This is a genomic window from Salmonella sp. NW884, from assembly GCF_051700745.1.
In the GTDB taxonomy this organism is placed as follows: domain Bacteria; phylum Pseudomonadota; class Gammaproteobacteria; order Enterobacterales; family Enterobacteriaceae; genus Salmonella; species Salmonella enterica.
Genome location: NZ_JAMMDE010000005.1, coordinates 38081 through 55144, shown reverse-complemented (window position 1 = coordinate 55144; position 17064 = coordinate 38081). Strand labels below are relative to the sequence as shown.

Below are 17064 nucleotides of genomic sequence, written 5' to 3'. Positions count from 1 at the left end.
CAGCGCGCAATTTTTTTGTCTTTCTCTTGCAGCATCAAGCGCTTCCAGTAATCTGTAGACAGGTTAACTACGGAATCGAATTATGGAACTGACGACTCGCACCTTGCCGACGCGCAAACATATCGCGTTGGTTGCTCACGACCACTGCAAACAGATGTTAATGAACTGGGTGGAACGCCATCAGCCGTTGCTGGAAAAACACGTTCTTTATGCAACCGGCACGACGGGGAATCTGATCCAGCGCGCAACCGGTATGGACGTTAATGCGATGCTGAGCGGCCCGATGGGCGGCGACCAGCAGGTTGGCGCGCTCATTTCAGAAGGGAAAATCGACGTGTTGATTTTCTTCTGGGACCCGCTTAACGCGGTACCGCACGACCCCGATGTCAAAGCGCTACTGCGTCTGGCCACTGTATGGAATATCCCTGTCGCCACTAACGTCTCAACGGCGGACTTTATCATCCAGTCCCCGCATTTTAATGACGCTGTAGATATTCTTATTCCGGATTATGCGCGTTATCTGGCCGAGCGCCTGAAATAACCGCTACGCGGGCGGGATGCTGTACCGCCCGCGCTTTAGGGCTTCCTCGCCACTGGCACATCCAGCTGTTTAAGCGCCTCCACAAAGCGCGAGGGATTATCTTTATTGAAAAGCAGCCAGACCCGCGCACGCGCGCGCGTCAACGCCACATATAACAAACGCCGCTCTTCAGCGTCCGGAAAATCCTCAACCTGAGGAAGAAGCGCACTTTCCATAATGGATTCTCGCGCCGGGGCGGGGAAACCGTCGTTACCCTCCTGCAATCCGACAAGAATCACGTAATCGGCCTGTTGGCCTTTGCTGGCATGGATAGTCATGAAGTCTATCTGTAACTTCGGCCAGCGAGTCGCCGCTTTTTGTAGACTCGCGGGTTTCAGATGGTGATAGCGCGCCAGCACCAGGATACGTTCATCCTCCTTCGCATAGCCGGATAATTTATCCAGTAACGCGTCCAACTGGCTTTCATCCAATAACGTCACCGCTTTTTTATCGCCTGAGGTCAGACTATTTAACGGTTTTTTAAGCTGGTGCGGATTCTGCTGTACAAAGCGATTGGCAATATCGCCAATCCGACTGTTAAAGCGGTACGTGGTGTCCAGGTGGCAATGCTCGCCCTCGCCGAACGTCTGATGAAACGCCGTCGTTAAGGAGAGCTGCGCCCCGCTAAAACGGTAAATCGCCTGCCAGTCATCGCCAACGGCAAACAGCGTAGTCTGGCTATTCTGCTTGCGCAGCGCCTCTAACAGCGCCGCCCGTTGCGGGGAAATATCCTGAAATTCATCGACCAGAATATGCTTCCACGGGCTGATAAAACGCCCTTTTTCGAGGATCACCATTGCCTGATGGATCAGCCCGGAGAAATCAACGGCATTTTCCGCTTTCAACGCGCTTTTCCAGGCCTTCAGCAGCGGCGCCATCAGCTTAATGCGTTTGCCAAACAGCTCGCGGCACTCCTCTGGCGCGCCAGCGATCATTTCTGCCTGCGCGCCGCCGTGCATACGCATCAAACTGACCCAACGATCCAGGCGAGGGGCCAGACGCCGCTGCAATGTCTCATCGTCCCAGAAATTACCTTCCGGCACTACCCACTGCATCTCCTCTTCCAGCCACTGACGCCAGCCTTTGGCCTGCGCTTTTTTCTCGCTACACTGCTGACGCCAGGTGCGCAGAAATAGCTGATGCCGCGCGGTGGCGTCACTTTCCAGCTTACTGACAACCGGCGCTTTTTTACTGCCTTGCTGAATAATATACAGCGCCAGCGAATGGAACGTACGGGCAGTAATCTCTTCCGTATGTAAGCGCTCGCGGATACGCTCATCCATCTCCTCTGCCGCCTTGCGACCAAACGCCAGTAAAAGAATTTGCCCCGCATCTGCTTGTCCGCGCACCAACAGCCAACCCGCGCGCGCCACCAGCACCGAGGTCTTACCGCTTCCCGCGCCCGCCAGTACCAGTAACGATGATTCGCCGTTAACCACCGCCCTGGCCTGGGAAGGATTAAGCGGAGAAGATTCTATCTGCGTAAAAAAGTCGGCATGCGCTTCCAGCATGGCATCAGCATACGCCTGATTATGCTGCTGCCGACTTCCCTCGCTATCCTGTAACCATGCCAGACACTTACGCCATATCTCGCGACAGTGAGCAAACTCCTCCAGACGTGAGACCGGCAGCGGCAAGGCGGCAAACGTCTGGCGAATTTCGTGTTCCAGCCCCCGAACGCGTTCACGGGTAAGCCATTGGTTTTCGCCCGTTCGCTCACTAATACGCGCCCATTGCTCTTGTAATGCCTGCGCGGCGACATCACTCATCTCCTGGCTCCAGCGACGCCAGTGCGCGTCCAGATAGCGATGGAATTGCTGGGTTTCCGACCACTCGGTACCGTGCAAACGCACGACTTTATCCTCCGGCAGGACAAACTCCAGCTCGCCCCATACCAGCCCACGCTTACAGTGAATCGCCAATAACTGATTGAATGGAATAAGATATTCATGCCTGTCGCCAGACACTTTCACCCCAGCGTTGAGGATCACGGCACGATCATACGGGTGTTGCGCCAGACGTTTTCCAAGAGAAGTAGCTTTCAGTTCCATGACTCAGCGAATCCAGACGTAAAGATGTGCTTATCAGTGTAACCGCCAGAGAAAACGTGCTCCAGTCTAAAAAAACGTTACAATTGCCCGCAGTGATAGAAAACCGGAATGAACTGAGGGTTTATGCGTACCGTTCTGAATATTTTAAACTTTGTACTGGGCGGCTTTGCCACTACGCTGGCCTGGCTGCTGGCGACGCTGGTCAGTATTGTGCTTATTTTTACCCTGCCGTTGACCCGCTCCTGCTGGGAGATAACCAAACTGTCCCTGTTCCCTTACGGTAATGAAGCCATTCACGTTGACGAACTTAATCCGGCGGCAAAAAGCGTATTAATGAATACTGGCGGTACCTTGCTGAATATTTTCTGGTTACTTTTTTTCGGCTGGTGGCTATGCCTGATGCACATTGCCTCCGGTATCGCGCAGTGTGTCACTATCATCGGGATACCTGTCGGTATTGCGAACTTTAAAATTGCCGCGATTGCGCTTTGGCCTGTCGGTCGCCGCGTCGTCTCTGTAGAAACCGCTCGCGCCGCGCGAGAAGCTAACGCGCGCCGCCGTTTTGAATGATCGGGACAAATAGCCTTTATGTTAAGTCCGTTGATTCGCCGTTATACCTGGAACAGTACCTGGCTGTATTACATCCGCATTTTTATCGCTCTGTGCGGCACCACCGCCCTGCCCTGGTGGCTGGGCGACGTCAAACTGACCATCCCGCTCACGCTCGGTATGGTTGCCGCGGCGCTAACCGATCTCGACGACCGCCTTGCCGGACGCTTGCGTAATTTAATCATTACCTTAATTTGCTTTTTTATCGCGTCTGCTTCTGTTGAGCTGCTCTTTCCCTGGCCGTGGCTATTTGCGTTGGGCTTAACGTTATCCACCAGCGGATTTATTCTGTTGGGAGGACTAGGGCAACGCTATGCCACCATCGCGTTCGGCGCGTTACTCATTGCGATTTATACGATGCTGGGCGCTTCTTTATACGATCACTGGTATCAGCAACCACTGCTCCTGCTGGCAGGCGCAGTATGGTATAACCTACTGACGCTAACCGGGCATCTGCTATTTCCGATCCGCCCGTTGCAGGATAATCTGGCACGCAGTTACGAACAGTTAGCGCACTATCTGGAACTGAAATCACGTCTGTTTGATCCTGATATTGAAGATGAAAGCCAGGCGCCGCTCTATGATTTAGCGTTAGCGAACGGGCAGTTAATGGCGACGCTGAACCAAACGAAAGTGTCGTTATTGACTCGCCTGCGCGGCGATCGTGGTCAACGCGGTACGCGCCGCACTCTCCATTACTATTTTGTGGCACAGGATATTCATGAACGCGCCAGTTCTTCGCATATTCAATATCAGACGCTGCGCGATTATTTTCGCCATAGCGACGTCATGTTCCGCTTTCAACGTCTGATGTCGATGCAGGCGCAGGCCTGTACGCAGCTGGCGCGCTGTATCTTACTGCGTACGCCGTACCAGCATGATCCGCGCTTTGAACGCGTCTTTACCCACATTGACGCCGCGCTTGAACGTATGCGCGCCAGCGGCGCTTCTTTAGAGCTGCTGAATACGCTTGGATTCTTATTAACCAACCTACGCGCCATTGATGCGCAACTGGCGACGATCGAGTCGGAGCAGGCCCAGGCAATGCCGCGCAATGAGTCAGAAAACCAGTTGGCTGATGATAGCCTACACGGGTTTAGCGACATCTGGCTGCGTCTGAGCCGTAATTTTACCCCGGAGTCCGCTCTCTTTCGCCATGCGGTACGCATGTCGCTGGTATTGTGCATCGGTTATGCTCTCATCCAAATTACCGGGATGCGCCACGGGTACTGGATATTGCTCACCAGCCTGTTTGTTTGCCAGCCTAACTATAACGCGACCCGCCATCGCCTTGCGCTCAGGATTATCGGCACGTTGGTAGGCGTTGCTATCGGCCTGCCGATTTTATGGTTTGTTCCTTCGCTTGAAGGACAGTTAGTTCTGCTGGTGATTACCGGCGTGCTTTTCTTCGCATTCCGTAATGTGCAGTATGCCCATGCAACGATGTTCATCACCCTGCTGGTATTACTCTGCTTTAACCTCCTGGGCGAAGGCTTTGAGGTAGCGTTACCGCGCGTCGTCGACACGTTAATTGGCTGCGCTATCGCCTGGGCTGCGGTCAGCTTTATTTGGCCGGACTGGCGCTTTCGCAACCTTCCCCGGGTACTCCAGCGCGCCACCGATGCTAATTGCCGCTACCTTGATGCGATCCTTGAGCAATATCACCAGGGACGGGATAACCGCCTGGCCTATCGCATTGCCAGACGCGACGCGCACAACCGCGATGCAGAACTGGCATCCGTGGTTTCTAATATGTCGAGCGAACCCGACGTCACGGCTGAAACCCGGGAGGCGGCGTTCAGGCTGCTTTGCCTCAATCACACTTTTACCAGCTATATCTCCGCCCTCGGCGCGCACCGCGAAAAGCTCAGTAATCCGGACGTGTTGGGGCTTCTGGATGACGCGGTCTGCTACGTTGATGATGCGCTTCATCATCAACCTGAAGACGAACAGCGCGTACACCAGGCGCTGGAGGGTTTAAAGCAGCGAGTTCAGTCACTGGAAACACGTCCGGACAGCAAAGAACCTCTGGTTGTTCAACAAATTGGTTTGCTCATTGCCTTACTGCCCGAGATTGGACGCTTGCAACGGCAAATTTCACCGCCGACTTCTACATTAATTACCCAGCCGTAAGCGAATGAGCCCAGTCGGCAAGCTCCTGGCGACGACTCGCCGGGAGCGCCGCTTCATGTACGCCGACAATTGCGCCTTCCAGGGCATACAAAACTTTCACCGTCAGCAAGGGATTGCTTTGTCGCAACCTTAGCCAGCACATTTTCGCGCCCAGTATGCGTAACATATTTTCGTCCTTTATCCCTGACTCATTGAGCAATGTTTCCAGATGGAAGGTCATATTGGGGAGATCTTTGAGTCTTTGCTGTAAAATACGGCTGTGTTTTTCCTTCATTGCCGCGTCAAGAGAATACTTCGATAAACGCACCAGCTGCTGCTGATCGCGCCACAGGCTTTCATCCACCCGGTAATAGTTGAGCATAACGGGACGTCCACACTTCATAAACATGAGCCAGGCGGGAGGATGCTTCACACAGTAGGGTACGCTTTCTTCACAGGCGCGGAGATAAAGCTCGCCATTAGCCACCATCGCAAAGACGGTATCCTCCACGGTCAGACTATAGCTACCGAATAAAGATCGATACTGGATCGTCCCCAAAGAGGCCAAATATTCTTGCGATTTATAGATCCTGTCATAAGAGAGTGCTCTCATAAAATTCCTTTTAAATCATAAAGTAAAAGAATGATTTGCAGTAACGGATCCGTTAATGACGAAAATAGGCAACTTATACTCCGCGAGCAAGATGATTTTTATTTTTGACGCCACTAAGAATAAAAATTGCGAGACAGTTTCCGAAAATAGAGTTGATCTTTCATCGCCACAGGGGTACTGTATGAATATACAGTAACTCACAGGGCTGGATTGATTATGTACACTTCAGGTTATGCAAATCGTTCTTCGTCATTTCCTACCACTACCCACAACGCTGCGCGCACCGCTACGGAAAATGCCGCGGCAGGACTGGTCAGTGAAGTTGTCTACCACGAAGACCAGCCCATGATGGCGCAACTCCTGCTTTTGCCTTTACTCCGTCAGTTAGGCCAACAATCACGCTGGCAGCTCTGGCTCACGCCGCAGCAAAAGCTCAGCCGTGAATGGGTACAGTCTTCAGGTTTGCCATTAACGAAAGTGATGCAAATTAGCCAGCTTGCGCCTCGTCATACGCTGGAGTCGATGATCCGCGCTTTGCGTACAGGAAATTACAGCGTGGTAATTGGTTGGATGACTGAAGAACTGACAGAAGAAGAACATGCCAGCCTGGTTGAAGCAGCGAAGGTAGGTAATGCGGTAGGGTTTATCATGCGCCCTGTACGTGCGCACGCTTTACCCAGGAGACAGCATTCCGGGCTAAAAATTCACTCTAATTTGTATCATTAAGTAAAATTAGGATTTATCCTGGACTTTTTTTTACGCGAACGTATCTCCTTTGAGTGCTAACGTTTTTTTTGCGAGAACGCTTGTCAGAAGCGGTTTCCGCAATTTTTGCTGTACGATTTATCATCTGAAACTGTTAAATGATGTGTATATCCGTCATGTTTTTTTCACATGTCTGACGGAGTTCACACTTGTAAGTTTCCAACTACGTTGTAGACTTTACATCGCCAGGGGTGCTCAGCATAAGCCGTAGATATCGGTAGAGTAACTATTGAGCAGATCCCCCGGTGAAGGATTTAACCGTGTTATCTCGTTGGAGATATTCATGGCGTATTTTGGATGATAACGAGGCGCAAAAAATGAAAAAGACAGCTATCGCGATTGCAGTGGCACTGGCTGGTTTCGCTACCGTAGCGCAGGCCGCTCCGAAAGATAACACCTGGTACGCTGGTGCTAAACTGGGCTGGTCTCAGTACCATGACACCGGCTTCATTAACAATGATGGCCCGACTCATGAAAACCAACTGGGCGCAGGTGCTTTTGGTGGTTACCAGGTTAACCCGTACGTTGGCTTTGAAATGGGCTACGACTGGTTAGGCCGTATGCCGTACAAAGGCGACAACATCAATGGCGCTTATAAAGCTCAGGGCGTTCAGTTGACCGCTAAACTGGGTTATCCAATCACTGACGATCTGGACGTTTATACCCGTCTGGGTGGTATGGTATGGCGTGCAGACACCAAGTCTAACGTCCCTGGCGGCCCGTCTACTAAAGACCACGACACCGGCGTTTCCCCGGTATTCGCGGGCGGTATCGAGTATGCCATCACCCCTGAAATCGCAACCCGTCTGGAATACCAGTGGACTAACAACATCGGTGATGCCAACACCATCGGCACCCGTCCGGACAACGGCCTGCTGAGCGTAGGTGTTTCCTACCGTTTCGGCCAGCAAGAAGCTGCTCCGGTAGTCGCACCGGCACCGGCACCGGCTCCGGAAGTACAGACCAAGCACTTCACTCTGAAGTCTGACGTACTGTTCAACTTCAACAAATCTACCCTGAAGCCGGAAGGCCAGCAGGCTCTGGATCAGCTGTACAGCCAGCTGAGCAACCTGGATCCGAAAGACGGTTCCGTTGTCGTTCTGGGCTTCACTGACCGTATCGGTTCTGACGCTTACAACCAGGGTCTGTCCGAGAAACGTGCTCAGTCTGTTGTTGATTACCTGATCTCCAAAGGTATTCCGTCTGACAAAATCTCCGCACGTGGTATGGGTGAATCTAACCCGGTTACCGGCAACACCTGTGACAACGTGAAACCTCGCGCTGCCCTGATCGATTGCCTGGCTCCGGATCGTCGCGTAGAGATCGAAGTTAAAGGCGTTAAAGACGTGGTAACTCAGCCGCAGGCTTAAGTTTCCGTCTGATAAAAAACCCCGCGTCGCGGGGTTTTTTGCTCTGGTCTGGATGACAACGCCTTTCAGCGTTACTTCTTGCCTAATAACGCCTGTAAATCCTGCTTTAACGTGGTCATTTGCGTGGCATATTTCTCTTTATGCTCCGCGTCTTCTATCAGTTGCACTATCGTTTCGGATAATGTTTTACCGCGTCGCTGCGCAAGGCCCGCCAGACGCTGCCAGACCATAAACTCTAAATCGATAGATTTTTTGCGCGTATGCTGATGTTCCGCATTGAAGTGTCGTTTGCGTCTTGCCCGAATGGTTTGTTTCATCCGATTAAGCAAGGCAGGATTCATATGCCTGTCTATCCAGACATTTACCCGCACCGGTTCATTTTCGAGGGCCAACAACAAATTGACGGCTTCCTGGGCTGCACTGGCTTCCACGTAGCGGGTGATCAACTCCCCTTCGCGGTGCTTTTTCACCAGATATTTCCATTTCCAACCGCTTTCAAGATTTTCAAGTTGTTGATATTTCATTGCGATCCCAACGTTACCGTGTAACTGTTATCAGAATATCAGTTTTTTAGCCATCTGAAGAAAAGAATCTCGAACCTGTGAATGGTTACACGTCTTCATATTACTTTGCATTCGCTTTCCGCGTGTGCAGCGTGACGGGTTAGGCTATAATCCCCCCTTTTACAACAGACTAAAAAACCTCAACTTTGACCATTACGAAACTTGCATGGCGTGATCTGGTTCCGGATAGCGAAAGCTATCAGGAGATATTTGCACAGCCACACGCGACTGACGAAAACGACACCTTACTCAGTGATACTCAGCCACGACTGCAATTTGCGCTTGAGCAACTTATACAGCCGTGGGCATCATCCTCTTTTATGCTGACTAAAGCGCCTGAAGAGCAAGAGTATCTCACTTTACTTTCAGATGCCGTCCGCGCTCTGCAAACCGATGCCGGACAATTAACCGGCGGACATTATGACGTTTCCGGGCATACTGTTCATTACCGCGCCGCGCAGAATGCGCAAGACAACTTTGCCACCGTCACACAAGTCGTCAGCGCGGACTGGGTCGAAGCCGAACAGCTCTTTGGTTGCCTGCGGCAGTATAACGGCGACATTACCCTGCAGCCGGGACTGGTTCATCAGGCGAACGGCGGCGTGCTGATTATTTCCTTACGAACCCTTCTGGCGCAGCCGTTACTGTGGATGCGTCTGAAAGCCATCGTTAGCCGCGAGCGTTTTGACTGGGTGGCCTTTGACGAGTCGCGTCCATTACCGGTCTCCGTGCCATCAATGCCGCTCAAACTGAAGGTGATTCTGGTTGGCGAACGTGAATCACTGGCTGATTTTCAGGAGATGGAACCGGAGCTCGCGGAACAGGCTATCTACAGTGAATTTGAAGACAATTTACAGATAGCGGACGCAGAAGCTATGACCCTGTGGTGTCAATGGGTGACGCGTATCGCTTTACGCGATAATTTGCCCCCTCCGGCACCGGACGCCTGGCCCGTCCTGATACGCGAGGCTGTGCGCTATACCGGCGAACAGGATACGCTGCCTCTTTGCCCACTGTGGATAGCCCGCCAGTTTAAGGAGGCGTCGCCTTTATGCGAAGGCGATACCTGTGGCGCAGAAGCGCTCAGTCTGATGCTTGCCCGACGCGAATGGCGAGAAGGCTTTCTGGCGGAACGGATGCAGGATGAGATTCTGCAAGAGCAGATCCTGATTGAAACCGAAGGCGAACGCGTTGGACAAATCAATGCGCTTTCCGTCATTGAATTTCCCGGGCATCCGCGCGCCTTTGGCGAACCGTCGCGAATTAGCTGTGTTGTGCATATCGGCGATGGCGAATTTAACGATATTGAGCGCAAGGCCGAACTTGGCGGAAATATCCACGCTAAGGGAATGATGATTATGCAGGCCTTCCTGATGTCGGAGTTGCAGCTGGAGCAACAAATTCCCTTCTCTGCCTCGTTAACCTTTGAGCAGTCCTACAGCGAAGTGGATGGCGATAGCGCCTCAATGGCGGAATTATGTGCGCTCATCAGCGCGCTGGCCAATGTGCCAGTGAATCAAAATATTGCGATTACCGGCTCGGTCGATCAGTTTGGTCGCGCGCAACCGGTGGGCGGGCTAAACGAAAAAATTGAAGGTTTCTTCGCCATCTGCGAGCAGCGGGAATTAAACGGTAAACAGGGCGTGATTATCCCTGCCGCCAATGTCCGCCATCTCAGTCTTAAATCTGAACTGCTGCAAGCGGTTAAAGAAGAGAAGTTCACTATCTGGGCGGTAGACGACGTGACCGACGCCTTACCGCTACTGTTAAATCTGGTGTGGGATGGCGAAGGTCAAACGACGTTGATGCAGACTATCCAGGAGCGTATCGCGCAGGCGACGCAACAGGAAGGCCGTCATCGTTTCCCGTGGCCATTACGTTGGCTGAACGCTTTTATTCCGAACTGATCGGACTTGTTCAGCGTACACGTGTTAGCTATCCTGCGTGCTTCAATAAAATAAGGTTTACATAAAACATGGTAGATAAACGCGAATCCTATACAAAAGAAGACCTTCTTGCCTCTGGTCGTGGTGAACTGTTTGGCGCTAAAGGGCCGCAACTCCCTGCACCGAACATGCTGATGATGGACCGCGTCGTTAAGATGACCGAAACGGGCGGCAATTTCGACAAAGGCTATGTCGAAGCCGAGCTGGATATCAATCCGGATCTATGGTTCTTCGGATGCCACTTTATCGGCGATCCGGTGATGCCCGGTTGTCTGGGTCTGGATGCTATGTGGCAATTGGTGGGATTCTACCTGGGCTGGTTGGGCGGCGAAGGCAAAGGCCGCGCTCTGGGCGTGGGCGAAGTGAAATTTACCGGCCAGGTTCTGCCGACAGCCAGGAAAGTCACCTATCGTATTCATTTCAAACGTATCGTAAACCGTCGCCTGATCATGGGCCTGGCGGACGGTGAGGTTCTGGTGGATGGTCGTCTGATCTATACCGCACACGATTTGAAAGTCGGTTTGTTCCAGGATACTTCCGCGTTCTAAGTGTTGAATTGATATTCCGCGCTATCGGTATCATGCTTGCAAAGCCCATAAAGGCGAAACCTCCGCAGTGCGGAGGTTTCTTTTTCTAAAGAGACAGAATCAGGCCATTACCGCCCTGTCCTCCATGGCTTGTCGCCAACCTCCCAACCAGTATGACCGTTGATTCAGCGTCTGATAGGGACACATTTCTTTTGATCGTCCGGCGATGCCGGCCTGATATCCACGTTGATGTGCCCGTTCCAGGCGATCTCGTTTTTGTCTCTTCATGCCTCGTTTCCCTCATATTTGTATCTGGTGGAAAAGAAAACAGTGATTACAAAATGTGCAATCACACTACACGAATACCTCTAAATGGATCGCCCGTCAATGCGCAAAATTCACACCAATGTCATATTTGTGAGCTATACGGTAAATCATTTGTACAAAAAATGTGAGCCATAACAACTATTTTTCCGGCGTCAAAAATAAAAAAACCGCCTCAGGCGCACGACCTGAAGCGGTTAAATTTACATTACTTTTATCTCAGGGAAGGCGCTTTATCTCATCTGCGATAGCGGCTGCTTCCTGACTCCATGCGCTTGCCAGTACTTTGACCATCTCATCATAGCCATCTTTCTGCTGACTGGCTTCGATATGGAAAGGCCGCTTAATCAGCTGTCCATTGTGGTTTAATAACCACTCCCCGCTGACGATAACCTTACCATCGTAGCGTCCATGGAATCCGGTTACGGTAACGTTTAACGTATCCTGGGTGGTTCCCAACGGCTGGGAAGCGACGACCCAGCCAGGAAGCCGGGCGCTAAGATTCGCCACCAGCGTGTTACGTAATTGCTGGTCCAGCGGGCTGGCCCACAGATTGTTATTGGCAATCACATACTGGACATCACTGGTTTGATACACCACGCCGTTACCTGCCAGATAGTCAGGTACGGAAACCTGCTCTACCCATAAGAGACGGTTGCCCTGGCTTGCGGTGCTTTGCACACCGCTTTGCGCTATCGGGAGCTGATAATAGCTTTTATTCTCTCCGCCGGAGCTACATGACGCCAGCCAGAACGCCATTATCACGACTAGCCATTTTTTCATTGTTTCGCCCTCTTAGGCTCAGGATCTTTTTTATCCTTCGCTTCAAATACCAGCGCGTTGCTCTTCTCGTTCAGAGTTTTCAACACCGGTTGTAACTCACGAAGCACCTGATCGAGACGCTGCATATCCGCCACCATTTTGTTATACGCCGCCGATCCAGGCTGGAAGCCTTGCATACTGCGGTTAAGTTCGCGTAACGTCGTTTGCATATCTGCCGGAAGCTGCTGCATCGACTGACTGGAGGTAATCTTGTTCATATTATCCAGCGTGGTTTGCAGCCGACGCATAGTACGCTGGCTTTCAGACAGCGTATTGGTCGCTTGTTCGATCATCGGATTCAGCGGCAGGTTGTTGATCTTATCCAACGTTTCCACCAGTCGCTGTTGAATTTGCGCCAGGCCGCTGCTGACGGTGGGAATAATTTCATAACCATCAAATTCGCGTAGCCCGGTAATCGGCGGCTCCTTAGGATAAAAGTCCAGATCGACATACAGCGCCCCGGTCACCAGGTTACCGGTTTTAAGCGAAGCGCGTAAACCGCGCTTAAGCAGTTCCGTCAAATGCGCGCCAACATCCGCATTTTCTCCCAGTTGCGCTTTCAGACGCTCCGGTTCAATGCGCACCAGCACAGGAATACGGTAATCGTCGTTAAATACCTGGCGCATTTTAGACGCAAAGAAAGGCACTTTGCTTACCGTCCCCAGACGAATACCGCGGAACTCCAGCGGCGCGCCGGGTTGTAATCCGCGCACCGAATCTTTAAAGAACATCAGGTAATCGATATGATCGGTATACAGCGAATCCTGAATACTTTTTTGATCGTCGTAGAGATTAAACGCCGTTTTTTCGGCGACGGGTTGCCCCTGCTCAAGTCCTTCCGGCACATCAAAACTCACGCCGCCGCCAAACAACGTCGTCAACGATCCCATTTCCACGCGCATTCCCGCCGATGTCAGATCCACAGCGATACCGCTATCTTTCCAGAATCGGACATTACTGGTGACCAATCGATCGTTTGGCGCCTTAATGAACAACTGATAACTCATTGTCCGTTTTTGCGGATCGAAAGAGCTGGTTTCAACGGATCCTACCCGATAACCCCGGAACAGAACGGGATCGCCAGGACTGAGCTGACCGGCCTTTTTGCTGTCCAGAATCACACGGATACCTTTGGCATCGGGCGGCGCCAACGGCGGTGAGTCAAGAAGCTGATAGCTTTCCGGCTGACTGCCCTTACTTCCTGGTTGTAGTTCAATATACGCGCCTGATAGCAGCGTCCCAAGCCCGCTGATGCCTTCACGCCCCACCTGCGGTTTTACGACCCAAAATACCGAGTCTTTATGCAGCAACTTCTCCATACCGGAATGAAGCCGCGCTTTGATTTGTACATGGGTCAGATCGTCAGTCAGCGTCGCGCTTTCAACCACGCCAACATCCACGCTGCGACTTTTGATCGTCGTTTTTCCGCCTTCAATGCCTTCCGCATTGGTGGTAATTAAGGTAACTTCCGGTCCCTGGTGGCTGTAGTGATAAAACAGAATCCAGGCTCCGATAAGCGCAGTAACAATCGGGAATATCCAGACAGGCGACCAATTTTTCACCTTTTGTACTTTGGCTTCCCCTTTTTTAGGTTCCATGCTATCAGGACTCCTCATGGCCTGGTTCGTACTCACGATCCCACGACAGACGCGGATCAAAGGTCATCGCAGAAAACATTGTCATTATGACGACTAAAGCAAACATCAACGCACCCATCGCAGGATAAATATTCATTAACCCTCCCATACGCACCAGCGCAGAGAGTACGGCAATGACAAAGACATCAATCATTGACCAGCGCCCCACAAACTCCACTACTTCATAAATAAAATGCATCCGTTCACTGTCGCGCTTACCGTGGCCTTTCGCATCCCAACAAAGCCAGGCAATGGCGATCATTTTTAGCGTCGGCACCATAATACTGGCGAGAAAGATAACCGCCGCCACCGGATAAGACCCCTCGCTCCACAGCAAAATCACGCCAGCCAGAATGGTCGACGGCATTTTCGAGCCCAGTAAATCGGTAATCATAATCGGCAAAATATTGGCGGGCAGATAAAGCATGATCGAGGTAAATAATAACGCCAGCGTCCACTGCAAACTGTTTTTACGCCGGACATAGCCTTTCGTATGGCAACGCGGACAGACGAGACTCTCCGCAGGCAGGATCGCCGTACAGCAGGCGCAAGAACGCAAAGACTGCCGGATACCGGTAATCCCCGGCGTTAACGGCTGTGCCAGTGCAGGTTGCGGGGCGATATCATCCCACAACCAGCGGCGATCGACACACTGGAACGCCCGCAGTTGAACGAGACAAAATAAGCACCAGGGAATAAAGCTGCTGCCGATGCCGATATCGCCGTAAGCCATCAGCTTAACAAAACTGACCAACACCCCGGCGAGAAATATTTCCGCCATTCCCCACGATTTGAGGAGGAAAAAGATCCTTGCCAGCGTTTTTTTTACCGACAACGGCAGACTGGCACGGTTGACAAGTAATAGAATGGTCACCAGGCAAAATGCCGGCACCAGTTGGACAAATAATAAAAAGAACGTGCCGAGGCTGGCGTAATCTTCAGAAAACATGACGCCGGGGATTTCCAGAAGCGTGACTTCGCTGGTGACGCCCGCGACATTCATATTCACGAAGGGAAAAAGGTTAGAAAGCAGCAACATAAATAGTGCCGCTAACGCATAGGCGGTAGGACGCTGCCGGGGCGCGTCCCACTCGGTCGTTAACGTTGCGCCGCATCGTGGACATGCTGCTTTTTGCCCATGCGAGAGGCGGGGTAAAGCCACCAGCATGTCGCATTGCGGGCACAATATGTGCTTCGCAGCATGGTGATGTTCACACATAGGCGCTCCTTTCGTTATGCCCCGTTTTTCAGGCCTTCAAGATACTCCCAACGTTCGAAGGCTTGCTCAAGTTCTTGCTCCGTCTGACTTAAATCGGCCAGAACTTTCTGCGTTTGCTCATGGGGTTGGCTAAAAAAGGCCGCATCCGCAACCTGCGCCTGTAGCGCTTCCAGCTTCGCTTCCAGGTCTTCAAGCTGACCGGGTAACTGCTCCAGCTCGCGCTGCAGTTTATAGCTTAGTTTGCTACTGCCACGTTTTACAATTTCTGCTTTAGGGGCAATAACTTCCTCATTTTTTTTCGCCACTGGCTGTTTCGTCGCCAGATGCTGCTCTTGCTGCGCGCGCGCATCATGGTAGCCGCCAATATAACGTCCGATTTTGCCGCTGCCCTCGAAAATCCAGCATTCCGTCACGGTATTATCGACAAATTGCCGATCGTGGCTGACCAGTAGTACCGTGCCCTGATAGCCATCAATTAATTCTTCTAATAGTTCCAGCGTTTCGACGTCAAGATCGTTCGTTGGTTCATCGAGAATTAAAAGATTGCTCGGCTTGAGGAACAGTCGCGCCAGCAGCAGACGGTTACGTTCGCCGCCGGAAAGCGCGCGGACGGGCGTCATCGCCCGTTTGGGGTGAAACAGGAAGTCCTGCAAATAGCCCAGTACATGGCGCGGCTTACCGTTTACCATCACCTCCTGCTTGCCTTCCGCCAGGTTATCCATCACGGTTTTTTCCGGGTCCAGTTCGGCGCGATGCTGATCGAAGTAGGCGACTTCCAGCTTCGTTCCTACGTGGATGCGCCCGCTGTCAGCCTGAAGCTGTCCCAGCATCAGTTTCAGTAGCGTGGTTTTACCGCAGCCGTTCGGGCCAATTAACGCAATCTTGTCACCGCGCTGTACCTGAGCGGAGAAATCTTTTACCAGTTGTTTTCCTTCTACCTGGTAATCGACATTTTCCATCTCAAAAACGATTTTACCGGAGCGCGTCGCTTCTTCGACCTGCATCTTCGCCGTGCCCATCACTTCCCGGCGCTCGCTGCGTTCACGACGCATCGCTTTTAACGCCCGCACGCGCCCTTCATTACGGGTGCGGCGCGCCTTGATACCCTGGCGAATCCAGACTTCTTCCTGCGCCAGTTTGCGATCAAATTCCGCGTTTTGTAATTCTTCTACGCGCAGCGCTTCTTCTTTCTCCAGCAGGTATTGATCGTAATTTCCCGGATAGGTGACCAGTTTGCCACGATCGAGATCGACAATGCGGGTTGCCATATTGCGAATAAACGAACGATCGTGAGAGATAAAAATAATCGTTCCGTTAAAGGTTTTCAGAAACCCTTCCAGCCAATCGATAGTTTCGATATCCAGATGGTTAGTCGGTTCATCCAGTAACAATACGCGCGGATTGCTGACCAGCGCCCGACCCAGCGCGGCTTTACGCAGCCAGCCGCCGGAGAGCGACGACAGCGCGGCGTTAGGATCGAGTCCAAGCTGCGCCAGCACTTCATTAATACGGTTTTCCAGCTGCCAAAGATTATGATGATCGAGCTGTTCCTGTACGCGCGCCATTTCATTGAGGTTTTTCTCGCTGGGATCGGTCATCACCAGACGGGAAATCTCATGATAGCGCTTGAGGTATTCCGCTTGTTCTTCGATACCTTCGGCGACAAAGTCATAGACGCTGCCCGCAATATTACGGGGCGGGTCCTGTTGCAGACGCGCGACGATCAGATCCTGCTCATAAATAATACGCCCATCGTCCAGACCCTGTTCGCGGTTGAGGATCTTCATCAAGGTGGATTTCCCGGCGCCGTTACGCCCCACCAGACAGACGCGTTCGTTATCTTCGATATGCAACTCTGCGTTATCGAGAAGCGGCGCGTCGCTGAACGACAGCCATGCGCCATGCATACTGATTAATGACATTTAC

15 protein-coding genes are annotated in these 17064 nt (G+C 52.0%); 7 read left to right on the top strand and 8 right to left on the bottom strand.

The window, feature by feature from the left end:
• Positions 1–82 precede the first annotated feature (82 nt).
• Positions 83–541, top strand: coding sequence for a methylglyoxal synthase (gene mgsA, locus NA197_RS12655; protein WP_000424187.1), 459 nt, complete (start codon positions 83–85; stop codon positions 539–541).
• A 35-nt stretch (positions 542–576) separates the two neighbouring features.
• On the opposite strand, the gene helD is transcribed toward mgsA, so the two are convergent.
• A complete protein-coding gene (gene helD, locus NA197_RS12650) occupies positions 577–2631 on the bottom strand; it encodes a DNA helicase IV (RefSeq protein WP_064043056.1) in 2055 nt (684 codons plus the stop codon).
• A 123-nt stretch (positions 2632–2754) separates the two neighbouring features.
• Here helD and NA197_RS12645 point away from each other — a divergent pair, with 123 nt between their 5' ends.
• Together NA197_RS12645 and yccS are read left to right on the top strand one after the other, a co-directional pair.
• Complete coding sequence (locus NA197_RS12645) at positions 2755–3201, top strand: YccF domain-containing protein (protein WP_001261222.1); 447 nt, start codon at positions 2755–2757, stop codon at positions 3199–3201.
• 18 nt (positions 3202–3219) lie between these two features.
• The gene (gene yccS / locus NA197_RS12640; RefSeq protein WP_000950869.1) at positions 3220–5373 is read left to right on the top strand and encodes a YccS family putative transporter; all 2154 of its coding nucleotides are present in this window, start codon (positions 3220–3222) and stop codon (positions 5371–5373) included.
• On the opposite strand, the gene NA197_RS12635 is transcribed toward yccS, so the two are convergent.
• Positions 5360–5965, bottom strand: a complete 606-nt coding sequence (locus NA197_RS12635; RefSeq protein ID WP_064043055.1) for a TfoX/Sxy family DNA transformation protein — start codon at positions 5963–5965, stop codon at positions 5360–5362. The two genes, yccS and NA197_RS12635, sit on opposite strands and share 14 nt — an antisense overlap.
• 216 nt (positions 5966–6181) lie before the next feature.
• On the opposite strand from NA197_RS12635, the gene sulA reads away from it, so the two are divergent.
• Complete coding sequence (gene sulA, locus NA197_RS12630; protein ID WP_000288732.1) at positions 6182–6691, top strand: SOS-induced cell division inhibitor SulA; 510 nt, start codon at positions 6182–6184, stop codon at positions 6689–6691.
• Positions 6692–7047: 356 nt separating this feature from the next.
• Positions 7048–8100: a porin OmpA gene (ompA, locus tag NA197_RS12625; RefSeq protein WP_001670727.1), complete on the top strand. Its 1053-nt coding sequence runs from the start codon at positions 7048–7050 to the stop codon at positions 8098–8100.
• Between the two features lie 71 nt (positions 8101–8171).
• Here the strand turns inward: ompA and matP are convergent, their stop codons facing one another.
• Entirely contained in the window at positions 8172–8624 is a 453-nt protein-coding gene (gene matP, locus NA197_RS12620; protein ID WP_000877172.1) for a macrodomain Ter protein MatP, read from the bottom strand.
• A 185-nt stretch (positions 8625–8809) separates the two neighbouring features.
• Here matP and NA197_RS12615 point away from each other — a divergent pair, with 185 nt between their 5' ends.
• Together NA197_RS12615 and fabA are read left to right on the top strand one after the other, a co-directional pair.
• A complete protein-coding gene (locus NA197_RS12615; RefSeq protein WP_000156454.1) occupies positions 8810–10570 on the top strand; it encodes an AAA family ATPase in 1761 nt (586 codons plus the stop codon).
• Positions 10571–10638: 68 nt separating this feature from the next.
• Entirely contained in the window at positions 10639–11157 is a 519-nt protein-coding gene (fabA, locus tag NA197_RS12610; RefSeq protein WP_000227928.1) for a bifunctional 3-hydroxydecanoyl-ACP dehydratase/trans-2-decenoyl-ACP isomerase, read from the top strand.
• Positions 11158–11256: 99 nt separating this feature from the next.
• Here fabA and rmf read toward each other — a convergent pair whose 3' ends face one another.
• From rmf to NA197_RS12585, 5 genes are all read right to left on the bottom strand, one after another.
• The gene (rmf, locus tag NA197_RS12605; protein WP_001537784.1) at positions 11257–11424 is read right to left on the bottom strand and encodes a ribosome modulation factor; all 168 of its coding nucleotides are present in this window, start codon (positions 11422–11424) and stop codon (positions 11257–11259) included.
• A 255-nt stretch (positions 11425–11679) separates the two neighbouring features.
• A complete protein-coding gene (pqiC, locus tag NA197_RS12600) occupies positions 11680–12243 on the bottom strand; it encodes a membrane integrity-associated transporter subunit PqiC (RefSeq protein WP_000759136.1) in 564 nt (187 codons plus the stop codon).
• Entirely contained in the window at positions 12240–13880 is a 1641-nt protein-coding gene (gene pqiB, locus NA197_RS12595) for an intermembrane transport protein PqiB (RefSeq protein ID WP_000433414.1), read from the bottom strand. The genes pqiC and pqiB overlap by 4 nt, the downstream gene beginning before the upstream one ends.
• A gap of 4 nt (positions 13881–13884) precedes the next feature.
• Complete coding sequence (gene pqiA / locus NA197_RS12590) at positions 13885–15138, bottom strand: membrane integrity-associated transporter subunit PqiA (protein ID WP_000333152.1); 1254 nt, start codon at positions 15136–15138, stop codon at positions 13885–13887.
• A gap of 14 nt (positions 15139–15152) precedes the next feature.
• Positions 15153–17060 (bottom strand): ABC transporter ATP-binding protein, encoded by a 1908-nt coding sequence (locus NA197_RS12585; RefSeq protein ID WP_058116386.1) that lies wholly within the window; start codon positions 17058–17060, stop codon positions 15153–15155.
• Positions 17061–17064 lie beyond the last annotated feature (4 nt).

Coding starts and splice junctions, on each gene's coding strand:
- mgsA (WP_000424187.1), top strand. CDS start 83: ATGGAACTGACGACTCGCACCTTGCCGACGCGCAAACATATCGCGTTG.
- helD (WP_064043056.1), bottom strand. CDS start 2,631: ATGGAACTGAAAGCTACTTCTCTTGGAAAACGTCTGGCGCAACACCCG.
- NA197_RS12645 (WP_001261222.1), top strand. CDS start 2,755: ATGCGTACCGTTCTGAATATTTTAAACTTTGTACTGGGCGGCTTTGCC.
- yccS (WP_000950869.1), top strand. CDS start 3,220: ATGTTAAGTCCGTTGATTCGCCGTTATACCTGGAACAGTACCTGGCTG.
- NA197_RS12635 (WP_064043055.1), bottom strand. CDS start 5,965: ATGAGAGCACTCTCTTATGACAGGATCTATAAATCGCAAGAATATTTG.
- sulA (WP_000288732.1), top strand. CDS start 6,182: ATGTACACTTCAGGTTATGCAAATCGTTCTTCGTCATTTCCTACCACT.
- ompA (WP_001670727.1), top strand. CDS start 7,048: ATGAAAAAGACAGCTATCGCGATTGCAGTGGCACTGGCTGGTTTCGCT.
- matP (WP_000877172.1), bottom strand. CDS start 8,624: ATGAAATATCAACAACTTGAAAATCTTGAAAGCGGTTGGAAATGGAAA.
- fabA (WP_000227928.1), top strand. CDS start 10,639: ATGGTAGATAAACGCGAATCCTATACAAAAGAAGACCTTCTTGCCTCT.
- rmf (WP_001537784.1), bottom strand. CDS start 11,424: ATGAAGAGACAAAAACGAGATCGCCTGGAACGGGCACATCAACGTGGA.
- pqiC (WP_000759136.1), bottom strand. CDS start 12,243: ATGAAAAAATGGCTAGTCGTGATAATGGCGTTCTGGCTGGCGTCATGT.
- pqiB (WP_000433414.1), bottom strand. CDS start 13,880: ATGGAACCTAAAAAAGGGGAAGCCAAAGTACAAAAGGTGAAAAATTGG.
- pqiA (WP_000333152.1), bottom strand. CDS start 15,138: ATGTGTGAACATCACCATGCTGCGAAGCACATATTGTGCCCGCAATGC.
- NA197_RS12585 (WP_058116386.1), bottom strand. CDS start 17,060: ATGTCATTAATCAGTATGCATGGCGCATGGCTGTCGTTCAGCGACGCG.